General features: G+C 62.0%; 17 protein-coding genes. 13 read left to right on the top strand and 4 right to left on the bottom strand.

The genetic code is table 11. The annotated features are described in order from the left end of the window. Window positions 1-179: 179 nt before the first annotated feature. A complete protein-coding gene (locus VMU57_RS04845) occupies window positions 180-881 on the bottom strand; it encodes a hypothetical protein (protein WP_325381368.1) in 702 nt (233 codons plus the stop codon). Window positions 882-945: 64 nt separating this feature from the next. Here VMU57_RS04845 and VMU57_RS04840 point away from each other — a divergent pair, with 64 nt between their 5' ends. From VMU57_RS04840 to moaC, 10 genes are all read left to right on the top strand, one after another. After that, a complete protein-coding gene (locus VMU57_RS04840) occupies window positions 946-2241 on the top strand; it encodes a 3-deoxy-D-manno-octulosonic acid transferase (RefSeq protein WP_325381366.1) in 1296 nt (431 codons plus the stop codon). Next, window positions 2238-3272 (top strand): tetraacyldisaccharide 4'-kinase, encoded by a 1035-nt coding sequence (lpxK, locus tag VMU57_RS04835; RefSeq protein ID WP_325381365.1) that lies wholly within the window; start codon window positions 2238-2240, stop codon window positions 3270-3272. The genes VMU57_RS04840 and lpxK overlap by 4 nt, the downstream gene beginning before the upstream one ends. A 33-nt stretch (window positions 3273-3305) precedes the next feature. Further along, complete coding sequence (locus VMU57_RS04830) at window positions 3306-4376, top strand: glycosyltransferase family 9 protein (protein WP_325381363.1); 1071 nt, start codon at window positions 3306-3308, stop codon at window positions 4374-4376. Between the two features lie 9 nt (window positions 4377-4385). Beyond that, the gene (locus VMU57_RS04825) at window positions 4386-4946 is read left to right on the top strand and encodes an isoprenylcysteine carboxylmethyltransferase family protein (protein ID WP_325381360.1); all 561 of its coding nucleotides are present in this window, start codon (window positions 4386-4388) and stop codon (window positions 4944-4946) included. An 86-nt stretch (window positions 4947-5032) separates the two neighbouring features. Further along, window positions 5033-5770 (top strand): DUF3108 domain-containing protein, encoded by a 738-nt coding sequence (locus VMU57_RS04820; RefSeq protein WP_325381358.1) that lies wholly within the window; start codon window positions 5033-5035, stop codon window positions 5768-5770. A gap of 11 nt (window positions 5771-5781) precedes the next feature. Next, window positions 5782-6075, top strand: a complete 294-nt coding sequence (locus VMU57_RS04815) for a DUF2007 domain-containing protein (RefSeq protein ID WP_325381356.1) — start codon at window positions 5782-5784, stop codon at window positions 6073-6075. Continuing rightward, on the top strand, window positions 6062-6757 hold the full coding sequence (gene queC / locus VMU57_RS04810; protein ID WP_325381354.1) for a 7-cyano-7-deazaguanine synthase QueC: 696 nt from the start codon (window positions 6062-6064) through the stop codon (window positions 6755-6757). Before VMU57_RS04815 ends, queC begins: the two co-directional genes overlap by 14 nt. 109 nt (window positions 6758-6866) lie before the next feature. Continuing rightward, the gene (locus tag VMU57_RS04805; protein ID WP_325381351.1) at window positions 6867-8045 is read left to right on the top strand and encodes a tetratricopeptide repeat protein; all 1179 of its coding nucleotides are present in this window, start codon (window positions 6867-6869) and stop codon (window positions 8043-8045) included. An 80-nt stretch (window positions 8046-8125) separates the two neighbouring features. After that, complete coding sequence (glp, locus tag VMU57_RS04800) at window positions 8126-9361, top strand: gephyrin-like molybdotransferase Glp (protein ID WP_325381348.1); 1236 nt, start codon at window positions 8126-8128, stop codon at window positions 9359-9361. 219 nt (window positions 9362-9580) lie between these two features. Next, complete coding sequence (moaC, locus tag VMU57_RS04795) at window positions 9581-10072, top strand: cyclic pyranopterin monophosphate synthase MoaC (protein ID WP_325381346.1); 492 nt, start codon at window positions 9581-9583, stop codon at window positions 10070-10072. Here moaC and egtD read toward each other — a convergent pair. After that, entirely contained in the window at window positions 10069-11085 is a 1017-nt protein-coding gene (egtD, locus tag VMU57_RS04790) for an L-histidine N(alpha)-methyltransferase (protein WP_325381344.1), read from the bottom strand. The genes moaC and egtD overlap by 4 nt on opposite strands. A gap of 233 nt (window positions 11086-11318) precedes the next feature. Between egtD and VMU57_RS04785 the strand changes: the two genes are divergently transcribed. After that, window positions 11319-12011, top strand: coding sequence for a DsbA family protein (locus VMU57_RS04785; RefSeq protein WP_325381342.1), 693 nt, complete (start codon window positions 11319-11321; stop codon window positions 12009-12011). A 95-nt stretch (window positions 12012-12106) separates the two neighbouring features. Here VMU57_RS04785 and egtB read toward each other — a convergent pair whose 3' ends face one another. Both egtB and VMU57_RS04775 read right to left on the bottom strand, forming a co-directional pair. After that, entirely contained in the window at window positions 12107-13429 is a 1323-nt protein-coding gene (gene egtB / locus VMU57_RS04780) for an ergothioneine biosynthesis protein EgtB (RefSeq protein WP_325381339.1), read from the bottom strand. Window positions 13430-13522: 93 nt separating this feature from the next. Then, complete coding sequence (locus VMU57_RS04775; RefSeq protein ID WP_325381337.1) at window positions 13523-14323, bottom strand: VIT1/CCC1 transporter family protein; 801 nt, start codon at window positions 14321-14323, stop codon at window positions 13523-13525. 74 nt (window positions 14324-14397) lie between these two features. On the opposite strand from VMU57_RS04775, the gene VMU57_RS04770 reads away from it, so the two are divergent. Continuing rightward, entirely contained in the window at window positions 14398-15168 is a 771-nt protein-coding gene (locus VMU57_RS04770; protein WP_325381335.1) for a hypothetical protein, read from the top strand. Between the two features lie 104 nt (window positions 15169-15272). Next, window positions 15273-16882 (top strand): carboxypeptidase-like regulatory domain-containing protein (locus VMU57_RS04765; protein WP_325381333.1); only part of this gene is annotated, 1610 nt, incomplete at its 3' end.

Genomic DNA, 16882 nt, shown 5'->3' with positions numbered 1-16882 from the left:
GTGGCGAGGTCGCGGATGAAGGCGAGGATCTGGGGGACGTCGGCGGGGGTGGCGGGGCGAATGTTGAGCATGGGCTTGTAGTTGAGAATGAAGGATATTGGCATTCCGGGCAAACCGCAGGTCCTTCGACTACGCTACGCTTCGCTCAGGATGACAGTTTATTGAATTATCCTGCTTCTTCAATTCTTCTGGTTGGTGGATTTGGCCGATGGGTTTGCGGCCAGCCACTTGTCGAAGGGGATGGTGAAGGGGAAGAGCTCGTGCTTGCGGTCGAGCGTGTAGATCATCTTGACGTAGATCTGAGCGCCTTTGAGCGGCGGATCGTCGAGGCCGCGAACGTCGTAGAAGAGATAGCCGCCGAGGGTGCTGTGGGCGTTGACCGTGGTGCTCTGGAAGCCGAAGTCGGCGTCGTCCTCGGTGATCTTTTTATCGACCGCCGGGTGATGGATGGTGATGGGGATCGGCAGCGGCAGGTGCGTTCCCATGCTCTTCTTGAGGTTGAAGAGGCGGCGGTTGATCTCGTCGAGGTCGGCGGCGGGAATCTTGTCGTTGGCCGCGGAGATGAACTGGATACGCACATCGTTGAGGGTGAGCGCGGTGTCGCCGTCGTTGGTGATGACGACGCGCACCGGGATGAAGCCGTGCTGGACATAGGGCAGGCGGAAGAAGCTGCACTTGTCGGGATCGTTGCAGGGGTCGATGCCGATGGTGACGTGCTCGGCGGGATGCGTGTCGAAGGCGGCGTACTGGTTCGCCGGTTTGACCGGGGGCGCCTTGTGGGTTGCGGCCACGGCGTAGACCGCGAGGATGCATGTAGTAGCGATGACTCGGAGAGTCTGTGAAACTATTGCCTGAGTGGACTCGTACCGGTGGGAGTTCATAGCCTGGGTTGATTATCATCTTCGCTGGCATACAAGGTAAAGCGAGGGACACAACAGAGTGACGATGGCTGTGTATAGCGCGCTTTTGCTGGCGGCCCTGGTGCTGGGCGCGCCCTGGTGGCTGCTGCGCATGGCGACCAGCGGGCGATATCGCGCGGGACTGGCGGGGCGGCTGGGGTGGGTGCCTAAGCAGTTGCGTTCGGCTGTCGCTGGACGCGAGGTGGTTTGGGTTCATGCGGTCTCGGTGGGCGAGGTGATGGCGGCGACACAGTTGATTCGCGAGTTGAGCGCGGCGCGGCCGGAGTGGCTGATTGCCGTCTCGACGACGACGGCGACCGGGCAAAGTCTGGCAAAGCAGCGTCTACCGGAGCTTCCAGTGTTTTACCTGCCGCTGGATTTTGCCTTTGTCGTCCGGCGGTATCTGCGCGTCTTGCGACCGACGATGCTGGTGCTGATGGAGAGCGAGCTATGGCCGAACCTGATTTTGCAATGCACCAAAGTTGGCGTGCCGATGGCGGTGGTGAATGCGCGGGTGTCTGACCGGTCGTTCCCACGATATATGCGGCTGCGGCGGCTTTGGCGGCCATTGCTTGAAAAGATTTCGCTGTTTCTGGCGCAGAGCGAGGAGACAGCAGACCGGCTGATCCAGATTGGCGCTCCTGCTGACCGGGTGCGAGTTACGGGCAACTTGAAGTATGACCTGCGCGAAGGGCGAGAGTCTCCGCTGGTGGCGATGGTGCGTGAGCAGTTGCCGGCGCAGGCGCGTGTGGTGGTCTGCGGCTCGACGCTCGATGGCGAAGAGAAGATATTGCTGGCTGCGTGGCCTGCGGTGCTCGCGGCTGAGCCGAACGCTGTGATGGTGCTGGCTCCGCGGCATCCGGACAGATTTGCCGCAGTTGCCGCAATGATTGGCGCAGGTGGATTTACGGTGCTTCGCGCAAGCGAGTTTCGCGAACGGCCCCAACCCGTCGCAGCAGGCAGCATCTTTCTGTTGGACACGATTGGCGACCTTGCCGCGATGTACTCGCTGGGCGCGCTGGCGTTTGTGGGCGGCAGCCTGATCGCGGCGGGCGGGCACAATCCTCTGGAACCGGCGCGGTTCGGCGTTCCTGTGTTGATGGGGGAGTCGTTTCAAAACTTTCGCGAGATTGTGCACGTCTTACAGGTGCACAATGCGATTCGCGTCGTCTCGACAGCAGCGTTTGCAGAGACGCTTACTGCTATGCTGCATCACACGGGCGAGGCAAAGGCCATGGGTCAGCGCGGGCGCAAGGTCTTCGACGCACAGGCGGGCGCGACAGGGCGGACGGTCCAGGCGTTGACTGCCTTATCGAAAGAGAGTGTGGTGAGTGCGCGATGAGACTCCGCAGACCACTGCTGCTGCCGCTGTCTCCACTGTATGGAGCGGTGCTGGGCGTCAAGCGGCTGGCGTTTCGGGCTGGCTGGCTGAAGCAGCGGCGACTGGCGAACGTGGTGATCAGCGTGGGCAGCGTATCGGCGGGCGGCGCAGGAAAGACACCGTTTGTAATAGCACTGGCCAGGATGCTGCGGCGGCGTGGTTATGCGGTGACGATCCTGACGCGAGGCTTTGGCCGCGCTCCTAAAACAATCGAACGAGTCGAACCCTATGGCGATACCGCGTGGTTTGGCGACGAGCCGGTGCTGCTGGCGCAACGAACCGGCGTGCCTGTATTTGTCGGCGCGGACCGCTACAACGCTGGCCTGTTGGCCGAGAAAAACGAGGCGGCGGGAAAGATCGCCGTTCATCTGCTCGACGACGGCTTTCAACATCGAAAGCTGGCTCGCGACATCGATATTGTCCTGCTGACGCAGGAGGACGTGGACGATGCGCTGCTGCCTGCGGGCAACCTGCGCGAGCCTCTGTCGGCTCTGCGCGAGGCCGACATCATCGTGGTGCGCGAAGAAGAGGCGGCGATGCTGGAGCGCTTTCTCAGCGATCTTCCGAGAAAGAAGACGCCGACCGTTACATGGGTGATCAAACGGCGGCTCAGCCTCGACGGCGATACGGAAAGGCCCTTGTCGGCGCGGCCATTGGCCTTCTGCGGCATTGCCAGGCCGAAAGGATTTACCGCCATGCTACTGGCAGAGGGTTGCCGTCCCGTGGAGATGATTGCCTTTCCCGACCACCATGTCTATGTCGACGAAGACATCAACCGTCTGCTCGAAGCAGCGCGGCAGCACGGCGCAGACGGCTTTGTGACCACGGAGAAAGACGCGGTAAAGCTGACGGCGGCGATGCGCGAACGTCTGGAGACCGTGGGACCGCTGGTGGTGGCGCGGTTGGGCGTCGAGTTCTCGGACGAGCTGGAAGCACTCTTGCAGTTGATCGCGATGGAAAAGCGGCTCGACCGCCGCAGCCAGAATCGTTGAGGCAGAAGCTCTTTTGCGTGAGAAAATTACCGCTTGAACAGCCAGCCCCTTATCTCGTCCGGCAGAAGCCGCCCGCCTCGGGTGTTGATCGTCCGCATCGGCGCGATGGGGGATGTGTTGCACGCCATGCCCGCCGTGGCGGCGTTGCGGCAGCGGCATCCTGACTGGTTCATCGGATGGGCAATTGATCCCTGTTGGCGGGAGTTGCTGCAATCGAGCGCGGCGAGGCCGCTGGTGGATCGCTGCTACGTCGTGCCGACGCGGGAGTGGAAACGGCAACCGATTTCGCTGGAGACGCTTTCGAGCATTCGTGCGGTGCGGCGCGAGTTGCGCGGGGAGCAGTTCGATCTCTGCGTCGATATGCAGGGCTCGATACGCTCCTCGATGATCGGCTGGATGGCGGGAGCGGGAAAATTTGCGGGCTCGGCTGATCCTCGCGAGCAGCCCGCGCGATGGATGTACGGCGAGAAGATACAAATGAGCGCGGCGCACGTGATCGACCAGGGCTGCGAGTTGCTCGGAGGAGCGGTTGGTGAGTCGTTGACTCCAGCGAAGGTCGAACTGCCGGTAGACGATGCGGCTGAGGCGTGGCGGGATGAACTTCTCTCCCAAGCAGCGCCGGAGGGCAGGAAGTTTGCGATCATTGCGCCTTCAGCGGGTTGGGGCGCGAAGCAGTGGCCCGCGGAGCGTTACGGAGCCGTCGCCGCTGCGCTGGCGCAGGCTGGCTATGTCCCGCTGGTCAATGCAGTTTTTGTTGGAGACATCCTCGCCAACTCGGTCGTAGACGCAAGCGGAGGCACAGCGGTCGTGGTTCCCTGCTCGGTGGGACAGCTGATTGCACTGACCCGGCGCGCCAGCCTGGTCGTCGCCGGGGACACCGGTCCGCTGCATCTCGCCGCGGCTCTGGAGCGGCCCGTAGTGGCGCTCTTCGGCCCTACCGATCCCGCGCGAAACGGGCCTTACGGAACGGCTTCGCGGGTGCTGCGCCACGCTTCGAGCAAGAAAGACCACACCCGCCACGCGGCCACCGAAGAGGGCCTGATGCAGATCACGGCGGAGGAGGTCATCGCGGCGGCGTTCGACCTGTTGCAGCCGACACGATAAGGTAAAGCAGTGAGTGAACGAACCCAATGGCAGCGGATCGCCCGTCGTATCCGCGTCCCCCTCGGCTTTATCTTTGCCGCGGTCTTCCTGTGGCTTGCCCGGCCGACCTGGCACACCATGCTGGCCAGCCTTCTACTGGTGGTGCCCGGCGTCTGGCTGCGCGCCTATGCCGCCGGGTACGTCCGCAAGAATGCAGAGCTGACGCGCACTGGCCCGTATGCGCACACGCGCAACCCGCTCTACCTCGGCTCCATGATGATCGCCTTTGGCTTTGCGGCTGCGGCGGCGAGCTGGATCATCCTGATTGCGCTGGCGATCCTGTTCGCGGCAATTTATCTGCCTACGATCCGCTCAGAAGAGATGTACCTGCGCGAGCACTTCCCCGGCTTCGACGAGTACGCGAAAAACGTCCCGCGCCTGCTGCCCCGGCTGGCCGCCGCACCGACCGCTGACGTTTCCGGAAGTTTTTCGTCCAAGCTCTATCTTCACCACCGCGAGTACAATGCCAGCATGGGTGCCATTGCCATCTACGCGGCGTTGGCGGCGCGCCTGCTGTTCTTCAAGCGGTAGCAAACTCAACCATTTCAATCAGCGAGCTGCCTCTGTCCAAACGTAGATCGAACCTTATCCCCTTCGCCGCACTTCTGCTGGCCGCGATGCCCTGCGCAACACAGGCGCTGGCGCAGCCGTCTCCGATTCCTACGCTGCAACCGCCGCCCACCGGTTACGCCTTCCCCACGCAGGAGACGCTGAGCTATACCGTCGATTGGCGCGTCTTCACCGCCGGGACCGCCGTCTTCCACCTGACCCGCGAGGGCAACGTGCAGAAGGTCAACGCCACCGCCGATTCGGTCGGCGCGGTGACCATGCTCTTCCCGGTCGTCGACCGCTTCCAGTCGGGCTTCGACATGAAGACCGGCTGCTCGACCGGATTCAGCAAGCAGTTGCAGGAGGGCCGCCGCAAAGTCTCGAGCGATCTCAACTTCAACTACGCCCAGGGCAAGCAGACGCAGGTGGAGCGCAACCTGGTCAAGGGCACCTCGAAGACGCAGACGGCCGCAATCCCCGCGTGCGTCACCGATTCCCTCTCGGCGATCTTCTACGCCGCCTCGCAGCCGCTCATCCTCGGCAAGACGGTCAGCTTCCCGCTGGCCGACTCCATGCGCACCGTCACTGTGACCATGAAGGTGGAGGCGCGCGAAGAGATCAAGAGCCCCGCCGGAACCTTCCAGACCATCCGCGTGCAGCCCACGGCGGATGAGGGCGTGGTGAAGAACCGCGGCAAGATCTGGATCTGGTACACGGACGATCCGCGGCACATCCCGGTGCAGATTCGCGCCCAGCTCTTCTGGGGGACGATTACGTTCCACCTGCAGTCGTACGACACGAAATAGGAGGCACTGATATGACAGAAGAAACGCAGGACCCCGAAGAGTATGTGACCGTCGCCGAGTTCATCGAGCCGGTCTTCGCGCAGATGGCCAAGGGCGCGCTCGAATCGGCAGGCATCGAGTGCTTCCTCGAAGGCGAGCACGGCAACAGCCTGCTCAACGCTGCCTTCTGGGCACAGTTGCAGGTGCACCAGAAGGACGAAGAGGCCGCCCGCGAGATCCTCGACTCGGCTGAAGATTCCGGCGACACATCCGCAGCCGAAGAGCGCGCATCCGATAACGCAGACCCTCAAGATGACCCAGCCTGAACAAACCCGACCCCGCGCCGTCGTCTGCCTCTCGGGCGGCATGGACTCCTGTGTCTGCGCCTCGCTCGCCGCCCGCGACTACGACGTTTACGCCGTGCACTTCAGCTACGGCCAGCGCACCGAGGCCCGCGAGCTGCGCTCGGCAGAGGAGATCGCCAGCCTCACCGGCGTCCGCGAGCTGCTGCCGCTCAAGATGGACCTCTTCCGCAAAATCGGCGGCTCGGCCCTGACGGACGAGAACATCGCGGTCCCCATCGCGACCGACGAGGCCAGCATTGGCCATGAGATTCCAGTCACTTACGTCCCCTTCCGCAACGCGCATTTCCTTTCGGCGGCGGTAAGCTGGGCCGAGGTGCTGGGCGCGAAGACGGTCTTCATCGGTGCGGTCGAGCAGGACAGCTCCGGCTATCCCGACTGTCGGCCTGCGTATTACGAGGCGTTCAATAAACTCATCGAAATGGGGACGAAAGAGGGCGATATTCGCATCGTTACCCCGCTCATCGAGCTGCGCAAGAGCGAGATCGTGCGCCTGGGAGTTGAACTGGGTGCTCCGTTCCATGTAAGTTGGTCTTGTTATTCCGGCGAAACCGTGGCCTGCGGCGTCTGCGAGAGCTGCCTGCTGCGGTTGCGTGCCTTTCGCGAAGCCGGGGCCACAGATCCGATACCGTATGCCATCGCCTGATGAGGGCGAAAGGCGCATCAAAGTTTTGTGAAGCAACTTCGGGGTTTTGAGTAGCAACTTCGAGAACGATGATTTCCGCCTGCATTCAAGGGGCCAGGAGAAGAGAAAAGTGAAGAAGCATTTCGGATTATTTAAGATCAGCACCCTGACCATCGCGCTGCTGGTGGTCGTCGCCATGGCACACCCCTCGCGGTCGATGGCGCAGACGACGGCGAGCGTTCATGGCCACGTCAACAACCCCCTCAACCAGCCGGTCACCAAGGGCGACGTCAAGCTGACTACGGACCGTACCTCCGACGCGAAGAGCCGCAAGTACCTGTACACCTTCCCCATCGACGGGAACGGCGACTACAAGGGTACAGGGATCGCGCCCGGCAACTATGTCGCGGTGGTCTTCGTCGATGACAAGAGCATCGACTACAACGACAGCGTTGCTCTGCTGGCCAACGACGATAAGGTCGTCAACTTCGACATGAGCCGCAAGGAGTACATCGACAAGATGACTCCCGACGAAAAGAAACAGCTCGAAGAGTTCAAGAAGAAGAACGCCGAGGCGATGGCGGCCAACTCCAAGATCGCCAACCTGAACAAGACCCTCGTCCAGGCCCGCGCCGATACCAAGGCAGGCAACTTCGACGCTGCCATCAGCGCCATGCAGGAAGCCACCACGGCCAAGCCCGATGAGCCCATTCTGTGGGTTGCTCTTGGCGATGCCCAGCTTGGCGCTGCCAATGCCGCGCAAAAATCCGGCACAGCTGCCACCGATCCCGGTCTGCAGAAGAAGTTTGCTGATGCAGCGGACTCCTACAAGAAGGCCATCGACCTGAATACGGCAAACAAGAAGCCCAACGCCCAGACAGCGGCCGCGGCTTACAACCAGCTGGGTCAGGCATTGAGCAAGAGCGGAAACACTGCTGACGCCACAGCAGCCTACGACAACGCCGCCAAGGCCGATCCCGTCAACGCAGGCATGTACTACTTCAACGAAGCTGCCACCTTCTACAACACCGGCAAGCTCGATGAAGCCGGCACCGCCGCCGACAAGGCCATCGCCGCCGATCCGAAGCGCGCCGACGCCTACTACATCAAGGGCCAGGCGCTGATTCCGAAGGCGACCGTCGATCCCAAGACGCAGAAGATCGTCGCTCCTCCGGGATGCGTCGAGGCCTATCAGCAGTACCTTGCCCTTGCTCCCGATGGCCCCCACGCCGCTGATGTGAAGGGCATTCTCACGGGCATCGGCGCCAAGGTCGAATCGAGCTACCACGCTCCCGGCAAGAAGAGGTAGCTCTCATCACAGCACAAAGAAAGCCCTGGGCAACTCAGCCCGGGGCTTTTTACATGGAGTGGCAGAAAAGGATGGATACCATGAGCGGCATACTCGATTTCGACGAAGCGTTGAACGTGGTGCAACGTCACGCCTCCGGCCTGCAGAAGCTGGAGAGCGAGGCGGAACCGCTGCTCGAATGCCTCAACCGCGTTCTGGCCGGACCGGTCACGGCAGACCGGGACCAGCCTCCCTTCGACCGCTCCACCCGCGATGGCTTCGCCCTGCGCGCCGAAGACATAAAAGACGCAGGCATTCCACTCAAAGTCATCGGACAGATACGCGCGGGCGAGCGCTGGTCCGGCCCGCCGCTGGAACGCGGCCACGCCATCGAGATTATGACCGGTGCGCCTGTCCCCACAGGCGCAGACGCCGTGGCCATGGTCGAGCACGTCGAGCAGAAGGGCGATTCTCTGCGCCTCGCAGAAGGCAGGTCGTTGCGCGCAGGCGAGAACATCGTGCCTCGCGGCAGCGAAGCTCACGCGGGCGACGTGGTGCTGGCACGGGGAACGGCGATTGCCGCAGCCGAGATCGCGCTGGCCGCCGCCTGCGGCCTCCCCGGCCTGTTCGTCTACCGCCGACCGCGCGTGGCTATCGTAGCTACTGGCGACGAGCTGGTGGAGCTCGACGAGACTCCCGGCGACCAGCAGATTCGTAACTCGAACAGCTATGGCCTCGCCGCTCTGGTAGCTGAGGCAGGAGGAAAAGCGGTGCGCCTTCCTATAGCCAGCGACCGGCGCGACGATCTGGAGAAGATCATCCTCAAGGCGCGAAGCAGCGACCTGCTGCTGCTCTCGGGCGGCGTCTCCATGGGCAAGTACGATCTGGTCGAAGAGGTGTTGCAGGCGATGGGCGCGGAGTTCTTCTTCACCGGCGTAACGATGCAACCGGGCAAGCCGGTGGTCTTCGGCAGGCTCCCGGCCAGCGGCGACCTCCCTGCTCAGTATTTTTTTGGTCTCCCCGGCAATCCGGTCTCGACGCAGGTGACGTTTCACTGCTTCGTTGCCCCTATGCTGCGCGTCATGGCCGGTGCCATCGACTCGCCGCCGCGCTTCGCCCAGGCGACGCTGGCCGAAGACGTTGCAGGCAAGCCGGGCCTGACTCGTGTGCTCCCATCGCATTTAACCTATGACCGGGCGCGCCCCGAGGTTCGCGTCGTAGCGTGGCAAGGCTCGGGCGATCTGGCTGCCAACGCTCGCGCCAATTGCTATGCAGTCTTCCCTCCGGACAAAGAACACTTTGCCGCCGGAGACATCATCACAGTTCTACTGAGGTAGCATAGTGGCCATGGAAGAGCGCGCGATCCCGGCCAAGGCTCGTCGGAATAATCTGCTATTGCTTGGGTTCTTCGTGTTGGGCTGGATTTTGACAATCTACGAGTTGACAACCCGCGTTCATGCGATGAGCCTGGGCACGAAGGTGACTTCCTGGATGGCTTTCTTAATCTTGCCGCTTGAGATTTGGAGAATAATCCAAAGATTTCGAGGACAGATAAGTTGAGCGGCGCTCCAGAAAAATTATCCCACTACGACGAAGCCGGACAGGCCCACATGGTCGACGTAAGCGCCAAGGCGGAGACGCGGCGCGAGGCCGTCGCCTCTGCCTTCGTCGAACTCTCTGAGGCCGTGCTGGCCGCGCTGCCGCAGAACCCCAAGGGCAATCCGCTGGAGGTCGCTCGCTTTGCCGGGATTCAGGCGGCCAAGCGGACTTCGGAGCTGATTCCCATGTGCCATCCGCTTGCTCTTAGCTTTGTCGATGTGCAGGCTACGATCGTCGCTGGGGGAGTTTCGATTGAGGCCACGGCTGCCACCGTCGCCGGAACCGGAGTTGAGATGGAGGCGATGGTCGCTGCCTCTGTGGCCGCACTTACGATCTACGACATGACCAAGGCGCTCGACAAAGGCATTCGCATCCGCGAGGTTGTGCTGCAGAGCAAGAGTGGCGGCAAGAGCGGCGACTATCGCCGCGAACCCTCAAAGACTGTTTAGACCGCGGTAGCCAGTGTCACTGCAAACAGTCCGTGATCGTCTTGCCAACTTCGACTGATGGCGAAGCCGGCCGATCCTAGAAGCTTTTCGACGCTGAGAGGATTGAACTTATGGCTGTTTTCGGTGTGAATTGTCTCACCCGCCTCGAACTCCAGCCGCAATGCTCCCCCCGCTGAGTTGGCCGGGAAATAAACCTGCTGCCGACAGCGCGACTCCAGATGCATCTCGATCCGCGAAAGCTCTTCATTCCAAATCGCCTTGTGCTCGAACTGCGCCAGGTCGAAGTCCGCTCCAAGCTCGCGGTTCAGCCGCTCCAATACATTGCGGTTGAAGGCCGCCGTCGTTCCCGCGGCATCGTTATAGGCCGCCAGCAGGGTATCCGCGCTCTTGTGCCTGCCCGGACCTAAGTCGGTGCCGACCAGCAGCTTATCTCCCGGCAGAAGCTGCGCCCGCACGTTTCGGAGCAGGGCGGCGGCGGCGGCGGGTGAGAAGTTGCCGATGCTGGAGCCGATGTAGAGGGCCAGTGTTCGCAACCCTGCCAGGCGGTCGAGCGGCAGCGGCTGTGTGGTGTAATCGGCCACCTGCGAACGCACGCTGACGCCGGGGATATTGGCGCTGATATTTTCACTCGCCAGCACCAGTGCGGACTCCGAGACATCGACCGGTTGATAGACGACGCTTCCCTGCTGGCGCACCGCCGCAGCCAGCAGGATGCCGGTCTTGGTGGCGGTCCCCGCGCCAAGCTCGATGAGGGTCAGTTTTTGTTTACCGCCGCTGGCAGCTTCGTACAAAATCTCGTCGGCGTGGGCGGTAAAGATATCGCGCTCGGTCCGGGTCAGGTAATACTCGGGCAGTTCGGTGATCGCCTCGAAGAGCTGCGAGCCCGCCTCATCGTAGAAAAGCCAAGGAGAGAGCGTTCGAGGAGAGGAGGTCAGTCCGCCCCGGACTTCGGTGGCGACTGCATGGGTGGTGGCATCGACAGTTTCTGGAACTGCGGCGGCGATAGATGGCACTTGGGGGAGTTCCTCTCCGTGGGGTGCGGCCGGGCCGCTTTGTCGATTGGATGCAGCCAGCGGGTCAGATGATCTCCGTGGTTCGATTTTTGACGGACCCACATCGCGGCTTCTGGTAAAAGATGGGAGCGGCTGGGTTTACTCCCTGACTAGACGCTATACGAGACATGCGGCAATGTCTAAAATTGCACCAGCGCGCTGCAAAAAGAGAGAAGCACGCAGGAGATTCCCTGATGTTCCTACGCAAGATGATCGTCGCGGCAGCCGCCGCCCTGGTGCTGGCTTCGACCGCGCCCGCTGTGCAGGCCCAGTTTGCCGGAACCGGTCCCCGCGACAACTTTCGCGATACCACCATCTTGAGGCCGCCTGCGGGGAGCAAGGTCGCGATTATCGTGTTCGAGGACCTGGGATGCCCAGCCTGCGCGCGGGCGCATCCGATCGAGAGACAGGTCGCCGAGCAGTACCATGTCGCGTTGCTGCGCTATGACTTCCCCCTCGCGCAGCACATCTGGACGTTTCAGGGCGCCGTCGATGCTCGCTATCTGCAGGACAAGGTCAGTCCTAAGCTTGCCGACCAGTATCGCAGCGACGTCTTTGTCGCGCAGATGTCGATCTCAAGCAAAGACGACCTGCGTCAGTTTACCGAACACTGGATGCAGCAGCATGGGCAGAAGCTGCCGCCGGTGGTCGATCCCGGCGGAAAACTGGCCGCCAAGGTGCAGGCCGACTACGACCTCGGCAGGCGCCTGAACGTGGAGTGGACGCCGACTTTGGTGGTGGTAACTCGGAACAACTACCAGGTCGTGGGTGGAACCGCTGAGGGGCCAAACGATCCGACCAAGCTCGCAGCCGTTGTGGAAGGCGCGATCGCGCAGACGAGGACGGCTTCTGCGACGCATGGCACCCATGTTGTCGCGCACCGTTAATTGGGAACTGTAAGTTCGCAGGCGCAGAAAACTAGTTTAGTGCTCAACTATTTAGGAGCTCAACTATTGAGCACTGAACTGCCCAATACCCTACTTTAGGATCGCTTGGGTCCATCTTTGGCCAGGCGCAGGCCGGAGAACTGCCAGCGGGTGGCTGGCGTGAAGAAGTTGCGATAGGTGGGACGGATGTGGGTTGCGGGGGTGACGCAGGAGCCTCCGCGTAGGATGACCTGGCTGGACATGAACTTGCCGTTGTACTCGCCGAGCGCTCCGGGCAACGGCTTGTAGCCGGGATAGCCGGTGTAGCCGCTTGCAGTCCACTCCCACACATCGCCATAAAGCTGTTGCAGGCCGGAGGCGTTGCTGGCCGGGGTGGGGTGCAGGTTATCGGATTCAAGCAGGTTGGCATCGGTGCCTGCAGACGGAACGGTCTGGGTGGCGGCGTACTCCCACTCGAACTCGGTGGGGAGACGGTGGCCTGCCCAGCGGGCGTAGGCGTCGGCCTCGAAGAAGCTGAGATGGCAGACCGGAGTTTCGCTGAGTTCTTCTAATGGCTGGAAGCCGTGCAGAGTGTAGATGCACCAGCCGGATTTGGTCTGGCTGTCGCGCTGCCAGTAGAGCGGTGCCTGCCAGTTCTCGTCGTGCAGCGTCGTCCAGCCTTCGGAGAGCCACAGCTCGGGGCGGGTATAGCCGTTCTGATCGATGAAGGCGAGATATTCGGCACAGGTGACGAGGCGATTGGCGAGCGCGAAGGGCGCGATGTAAACGCTATGGCGCGGGGTCTCGTTGTCGAAGGTGAAGACGTCGTTGGCGGCGGAATTGGGGGTGAAGCCGATCTCGGTAAGGCCGGGGGAAAACTTGGACCATTCGAGCGGAGGGGCGATGACTTCGCCTTTCTGCTGGGATGTGGACTCGACGTAGGCGGGGTGAAGCGGATTGGTGAAGAGGGCGTGCTTGATGTCGGTGGCGATGAGCTCCTGGTGCTGCTGCTCGTGGTGGAGGCCGAGGGTAATGCGCTGGATGGCCCCGGAGACGACCGGCTGCTGGAGGAAGTGGTCGATGGCGGCGTCGACATGAGCGCGATAGGCGAGGATGGCGTCGAGCGGAGGGCGGGAGAAAGAGGCACGGAGCTTCTTCTCGGGCATGTCGCCGAGCGAGTTGTAGTAGCTGTTGAAGAGCCAGTGGAAGTCAGGATGGAAGGGCTTGTAGGCGGCGACGTGCTCGCGGAGGACGAAGGTCTCGAAGAACCAGGTGGTGTGGGCCAGGTGCCATTTGACTGGGCTGGCCTCGGGACAGGACTGGACCATGAGGTCTTCGGGCGATAGCGGCGCACAGAGACGCATCGTAGCTTTACGGACGGCCCGGTAACGCGCAAGAAGGGTGGTGGCGGCAGACTGTGTTGCGGTAGAGGAGGGCATGGCGGTTCTCGCTTGAAGAGGTGCAGACTACACTTTGATGCTCCGGACAGGCCCGGCGTTGGTTTTTTTCTGACGCCTCGGGCTGTTTTGCCGCTATGGGTGATAGCTGTTGAGGAGGCGGGCCAGAATGTAGGCAACAGCGGCGGCGGCTCCGCCGATGGTGATGGTCTGGATGGCGTTGCGGAGCCATCCGGTACCTACGAGCTTTCCTTTGAGTGCACCGAAGAGGGCGAGGGCTATCAAGGTGATGACGACCGAGAGCTTGAGGGCGGCCAGGTTGTCGCTTACCAGCATGTAGGGGAGCAGAGGGATGATGCCCCCGGCGATGTAAGAACCGGCGATGGTGAGGGCGGAGCGGTGGGCGCGGTTCGCGGCGGGCTCTTCGAGGCCAAGCTCGAAGCGCATCATGAAGTTGACCCATTGCTTGGGGTTCTGCTTGAGCGAGGCGAGCACCGGCGCGGCGGCGGCGCGGTCGACCGAATACTGCTCGAAGATCTCGTAGATCTCTTCCTCTTCGTCCTGGGTGCGCTCGACGATCTCGCGCTCTTCGCGGTGGCGCTCGGAGATATAGTGCTCGGCGTCGCCGCGAGCGGCGAGGTAGCCGCCGAGGCCCATGGCGATGGAGCCGGCAGCGATCTCCGCGAGTCCGGCGAGGACGACGATGCGAGAGGACGCGACGGCTCCCGAAAGGCCTGCGGCGAGAGCGAAGGGAACGGTGAGGCCGTCGGAGAGGCCGATGACGATATCGCGCACGGTGGCGCTCGACTCGAAGTGGCCTTCTACGTGTTGGGTGCCTGAACCATGGGCGACTTGGTGCATGGCCGTAGTGTAGTGCAGACAGCGGGTTGGGCTGCCGCAGGCGAGAGGTTTTTCTGTGACCGCGGAGTCTTTCATGGGGGGGCAACGTCTGTATGAACACGGCTTTCTGAAGTTTGGAAGACCTGATTCCGGACGATCGGACGTGTGCGATGAGACAGAGATGGGGTTGCAGGCTGGGACGGCATCAGGTTTGGCTGGCTTTCGTGGTGGGGATATTGCTTTCAGGCCCAGGGCTGATTCACGCCCAGGAGGGCATGGGTGACGGGCGCGTCTCGTTTGCCGGTGGACAGATGGTCCGTGGAACGGTGACGGCGGTGGGTGCCGATGATCTGACGGTAAAGACGGAAGAAGGCGATGTGTATCAGGTGGCTGTGTCCGCGAATACGCGTTTGATGAAGGACAGGCAGCCGGTGAAGATGACCGACATCAAGGCCGGGGATGGCGTCGGCGCGTTGGGGGTGATGGATGCCCCGACGAAGACGGTTCATGCGGTATTTGTCGCGGTGATTGATGCCGAGCAGGTCAAGAAGGCGCGGGAGGGGTTGGGCAAGGTCTACATCACGGGGAAGGTCACTGCGGTCGATATGGACGATGCCAAAATCACGGTGATGCGGCCGGACCATGTGAGCCAGGTGATTCAGGCGGATGAAGGAACTTCGTTCCGGCGGGGCGGGCGCAGGGAGCAGGCTTCGGTGACGGACGCTCCTGCGGCGGGTGCGAAGCCCAGTGGAGAGAGCATTACGCTGGCGGATGTGAAGGTAGGGGACCTGGTGATGGGGCGTGGCGGGGTGAAGAATGGCTCCTTCGTGCCGACAGAGTTGAGGGTCATGGATGCGTCGGCTCGCGGACAGGGGCGGAGGCGTGGGGGTGCTGTTCCGGCAGGTTCGACGCAGGGGAATGGCACAGCGAGTCCTCAGTAGGATCAGTAGGAATTGCGGGTTTACCTATTTACTATCTCTGGTTTTTATTTATTCTCTCTGATTTTTATTGATCGATTTTTTAGTTGGGTTGAGGCGAGGTTGAAGTGCGTAGAGTTTACAGATTAACGATGGTAGCCGCCGTGATGCTGGTGGCGAGCGGCTTGTCCGGGGTGGCGCAGGCTCCCGTTGGGGTGACGGTTCAGACTGCTCCGGCAGCGAGTGGGGGGACGATTAAGGGAACGGTGAAGGCAGGGACGGTGCCGCTGCCGGGTGTTGCAGTGACCGCCGCCAATACGCTGACGGGAAAGAAGTACGCGACGACGACGGACATTAATGGATCGTTCGAGATGGTGATTCCTCGCAACGGACGTTACGTGGTGAAGGCGGAGTTGGCTGCATTTGCTGCTGAGACGAAAGAGGTTTTGCTGGAGGGTGGCAAGCCGGAGCAAGTGGAGGCGTTTACGATGCAGTTGGCCTCGCGGGTGGCGCGTGAAGAGGCGAAGCAGGCCGGGGCTGCAAGCTCGACGGGATTGGGACAGGGACGAGGAACACAGGCTCTGAGTGTTTCAGGAGACAGCGATCTGGCCGATGCCAGCGCCGGGACTGGTGTTGCAGGAGCGCAGATGCCTACTCTCTCGGGGCTGGGGGGTGGCGATGAGGCATCGGCAGACTCGGTTGCCGTGAGCGGGCAGATGGGCCAGACGAATGGGCTGGCAAACTTCAATGAAGACGAGATTCGGCAGCGTGTAGAGGATGCGGTTGCGCGAGCCCGGCAGCAGGGTGGAGCGGCGGGCGATATGGCGAATGCGGTAGTGGGGATGCTAGGCGGAATGAGGGGTGGGCCGGGTGGCGGAGGAGGTCGTGGCGGACGCGGCGGTGGTGGTGGCGGGCGCGGCGGATTTCGTGGGTTCAATCCCTCGCAGCCACATGGAGCGATCTTCTATGAGGGCGGTAATGGAGCATTGAATGCCGCACCGTTCTCCGTAGCTTCAGCGCTGGGAGAGCCTGGGGCGCAGGTGGTAAAACCGTCGTCGATGTCGAACCGGTTCGGCGTGAGCTTTGTGGGATCGCCGTTTATACCGGGACTGGTGAAGTCGAGTTCGAAGCAGTTTGTATTTTTGAATGTGATCGGGCAGCGGAACATCAATCCCGACATCTTCAATGGCACGGTGCCGACGCTGGCGGAGCGGAGTGGAGATTTTTCGGCGCTGGGGCAGACGCTGTATGACCCGGCGACGGGACAGCCGATTCCGGGGAACAATCTGAAGAATGCTTCGACGCCAATCTCACCGCAGGCGCTGGCGCTGTTGAATTTCTATCCGGCACCGAATGTTCCTAACGCAGGGCTGCGCAATAACTATCAGACTGTAACCAACGCTGGTCAGAATTCGACAACAGCTGCGCTGCGCTATGTCAGGAACTTCGGGCAGAGCGGGTTTGGCAGCATGTTCCGGCGGCAGGCGGCGAATGCGCCGAAGACGCTGACGCAGAACATCAACTTCAACGGAAGCTATTCGCACAGCGCCACCGACGGCCGCAATATCTTTCTGCCGCTGGGCGGAACGACGGCCTCGGACGGGTATGGAATTACGGCGGGCTACACCATCGGCTATGGGCGGCTGCGCAATAATGCTTCGATCAACTGGAACCGCTCGCATGCGACGACGGAGAACTACTTCACCAATGGCCTGATCAATCCCGGGCTGCAGGCGGG

Source organism: Edaphobacter sp., from assembly GCF_035532915.1.
In the GTDB taxonomy this organism is placed as follows: Bacteria; Acidobacteriota; Terriglobia; order Terriglobales; family Acidobacteriaceae; genus Edaphobacter.
The sequence above is the reverse complement of the archived record's forward strand: the minus strand, read 5'-3'. Positions and strand labels throughout refer to the sequence as shown.

Bases quoted from the DNA above. Each gene is read 5' to 3' on its own strand.
- queC (WP_325381354.1), top strand. From the start codon at position 6,062: ATGACCCAGCCTGAACAAACCCGACCCCGCGCCGTCGTCTGCCTCTCG.
- egtB (WP_325381339.1), bottom strand. From the start codon at position 13,429: ATGCCCTCCTCTACCGCAACACAGTCTGCCGCCACCACCCTTCTTGCG.
- VMU57_RS04775 (WP_325381337.1), bottom strand. From the start codon at position 14,323: ATGAAAGACTCCGCGGTCACAGAAAAACCTCTCGCCTGCGGCAGCCCA.
- VMU57_RS04820 (WP_325381358.1), top strand. From the start codon at position 5,033: ATGCCCTGCGCAACACAGGCGCTGGCGCAGCCGTCTCCGATTCCTACG.
- VMU57_RS04815 (WP_325381356.1), top strand. From the start codon at position 5,782: ATGACAGAAGAAACGCAGGACCCCGAAGAGTATGTGACCGTCGCCGAG.
- VMU57_RS04845 (WP_325381368.1), bottom strand. From the start codon at position 881: ATGAACTCCCACCGGTACGAGTCCACTCAGGCAATAGTTTCACAGACT.
- glp (WP_325381348.1), top strand. From the start codon at position 8,126: ATGAGCGGCATACTCGATTTCGACGAAGCGTTGAACGTGGTGCAACGT.
- lpxK (WP_325381365.1), top strand. From the start codon at position 2,238: ATGAGACTCCGCAGACCACTGCTGCTGCCGCTGTCTCCACTGTATGGA.
- VMU57_RS04770 (WP_325381335.1), top strand. From the start codon at position 14,398: ATGAGACAGAGATGGGGTTGCAGGCTGGGACGGCATCAGGTTTGGCTG.
- VMU57_RS04785 (WP_325381342.1), top strand. From the start codon at position 11,319: ATGTTCCTACGCAAGATGATCGTCGCGGCAGCCGCCGCCCTGGTGCTG.
- VMU57_RS04840 (WP_325381366.1), top strand. From the start codon at position 946: ATGGCTGTGTATAGCGCGCTTTTGCTGGCGGCCCTGGTGCTGGGCGCG.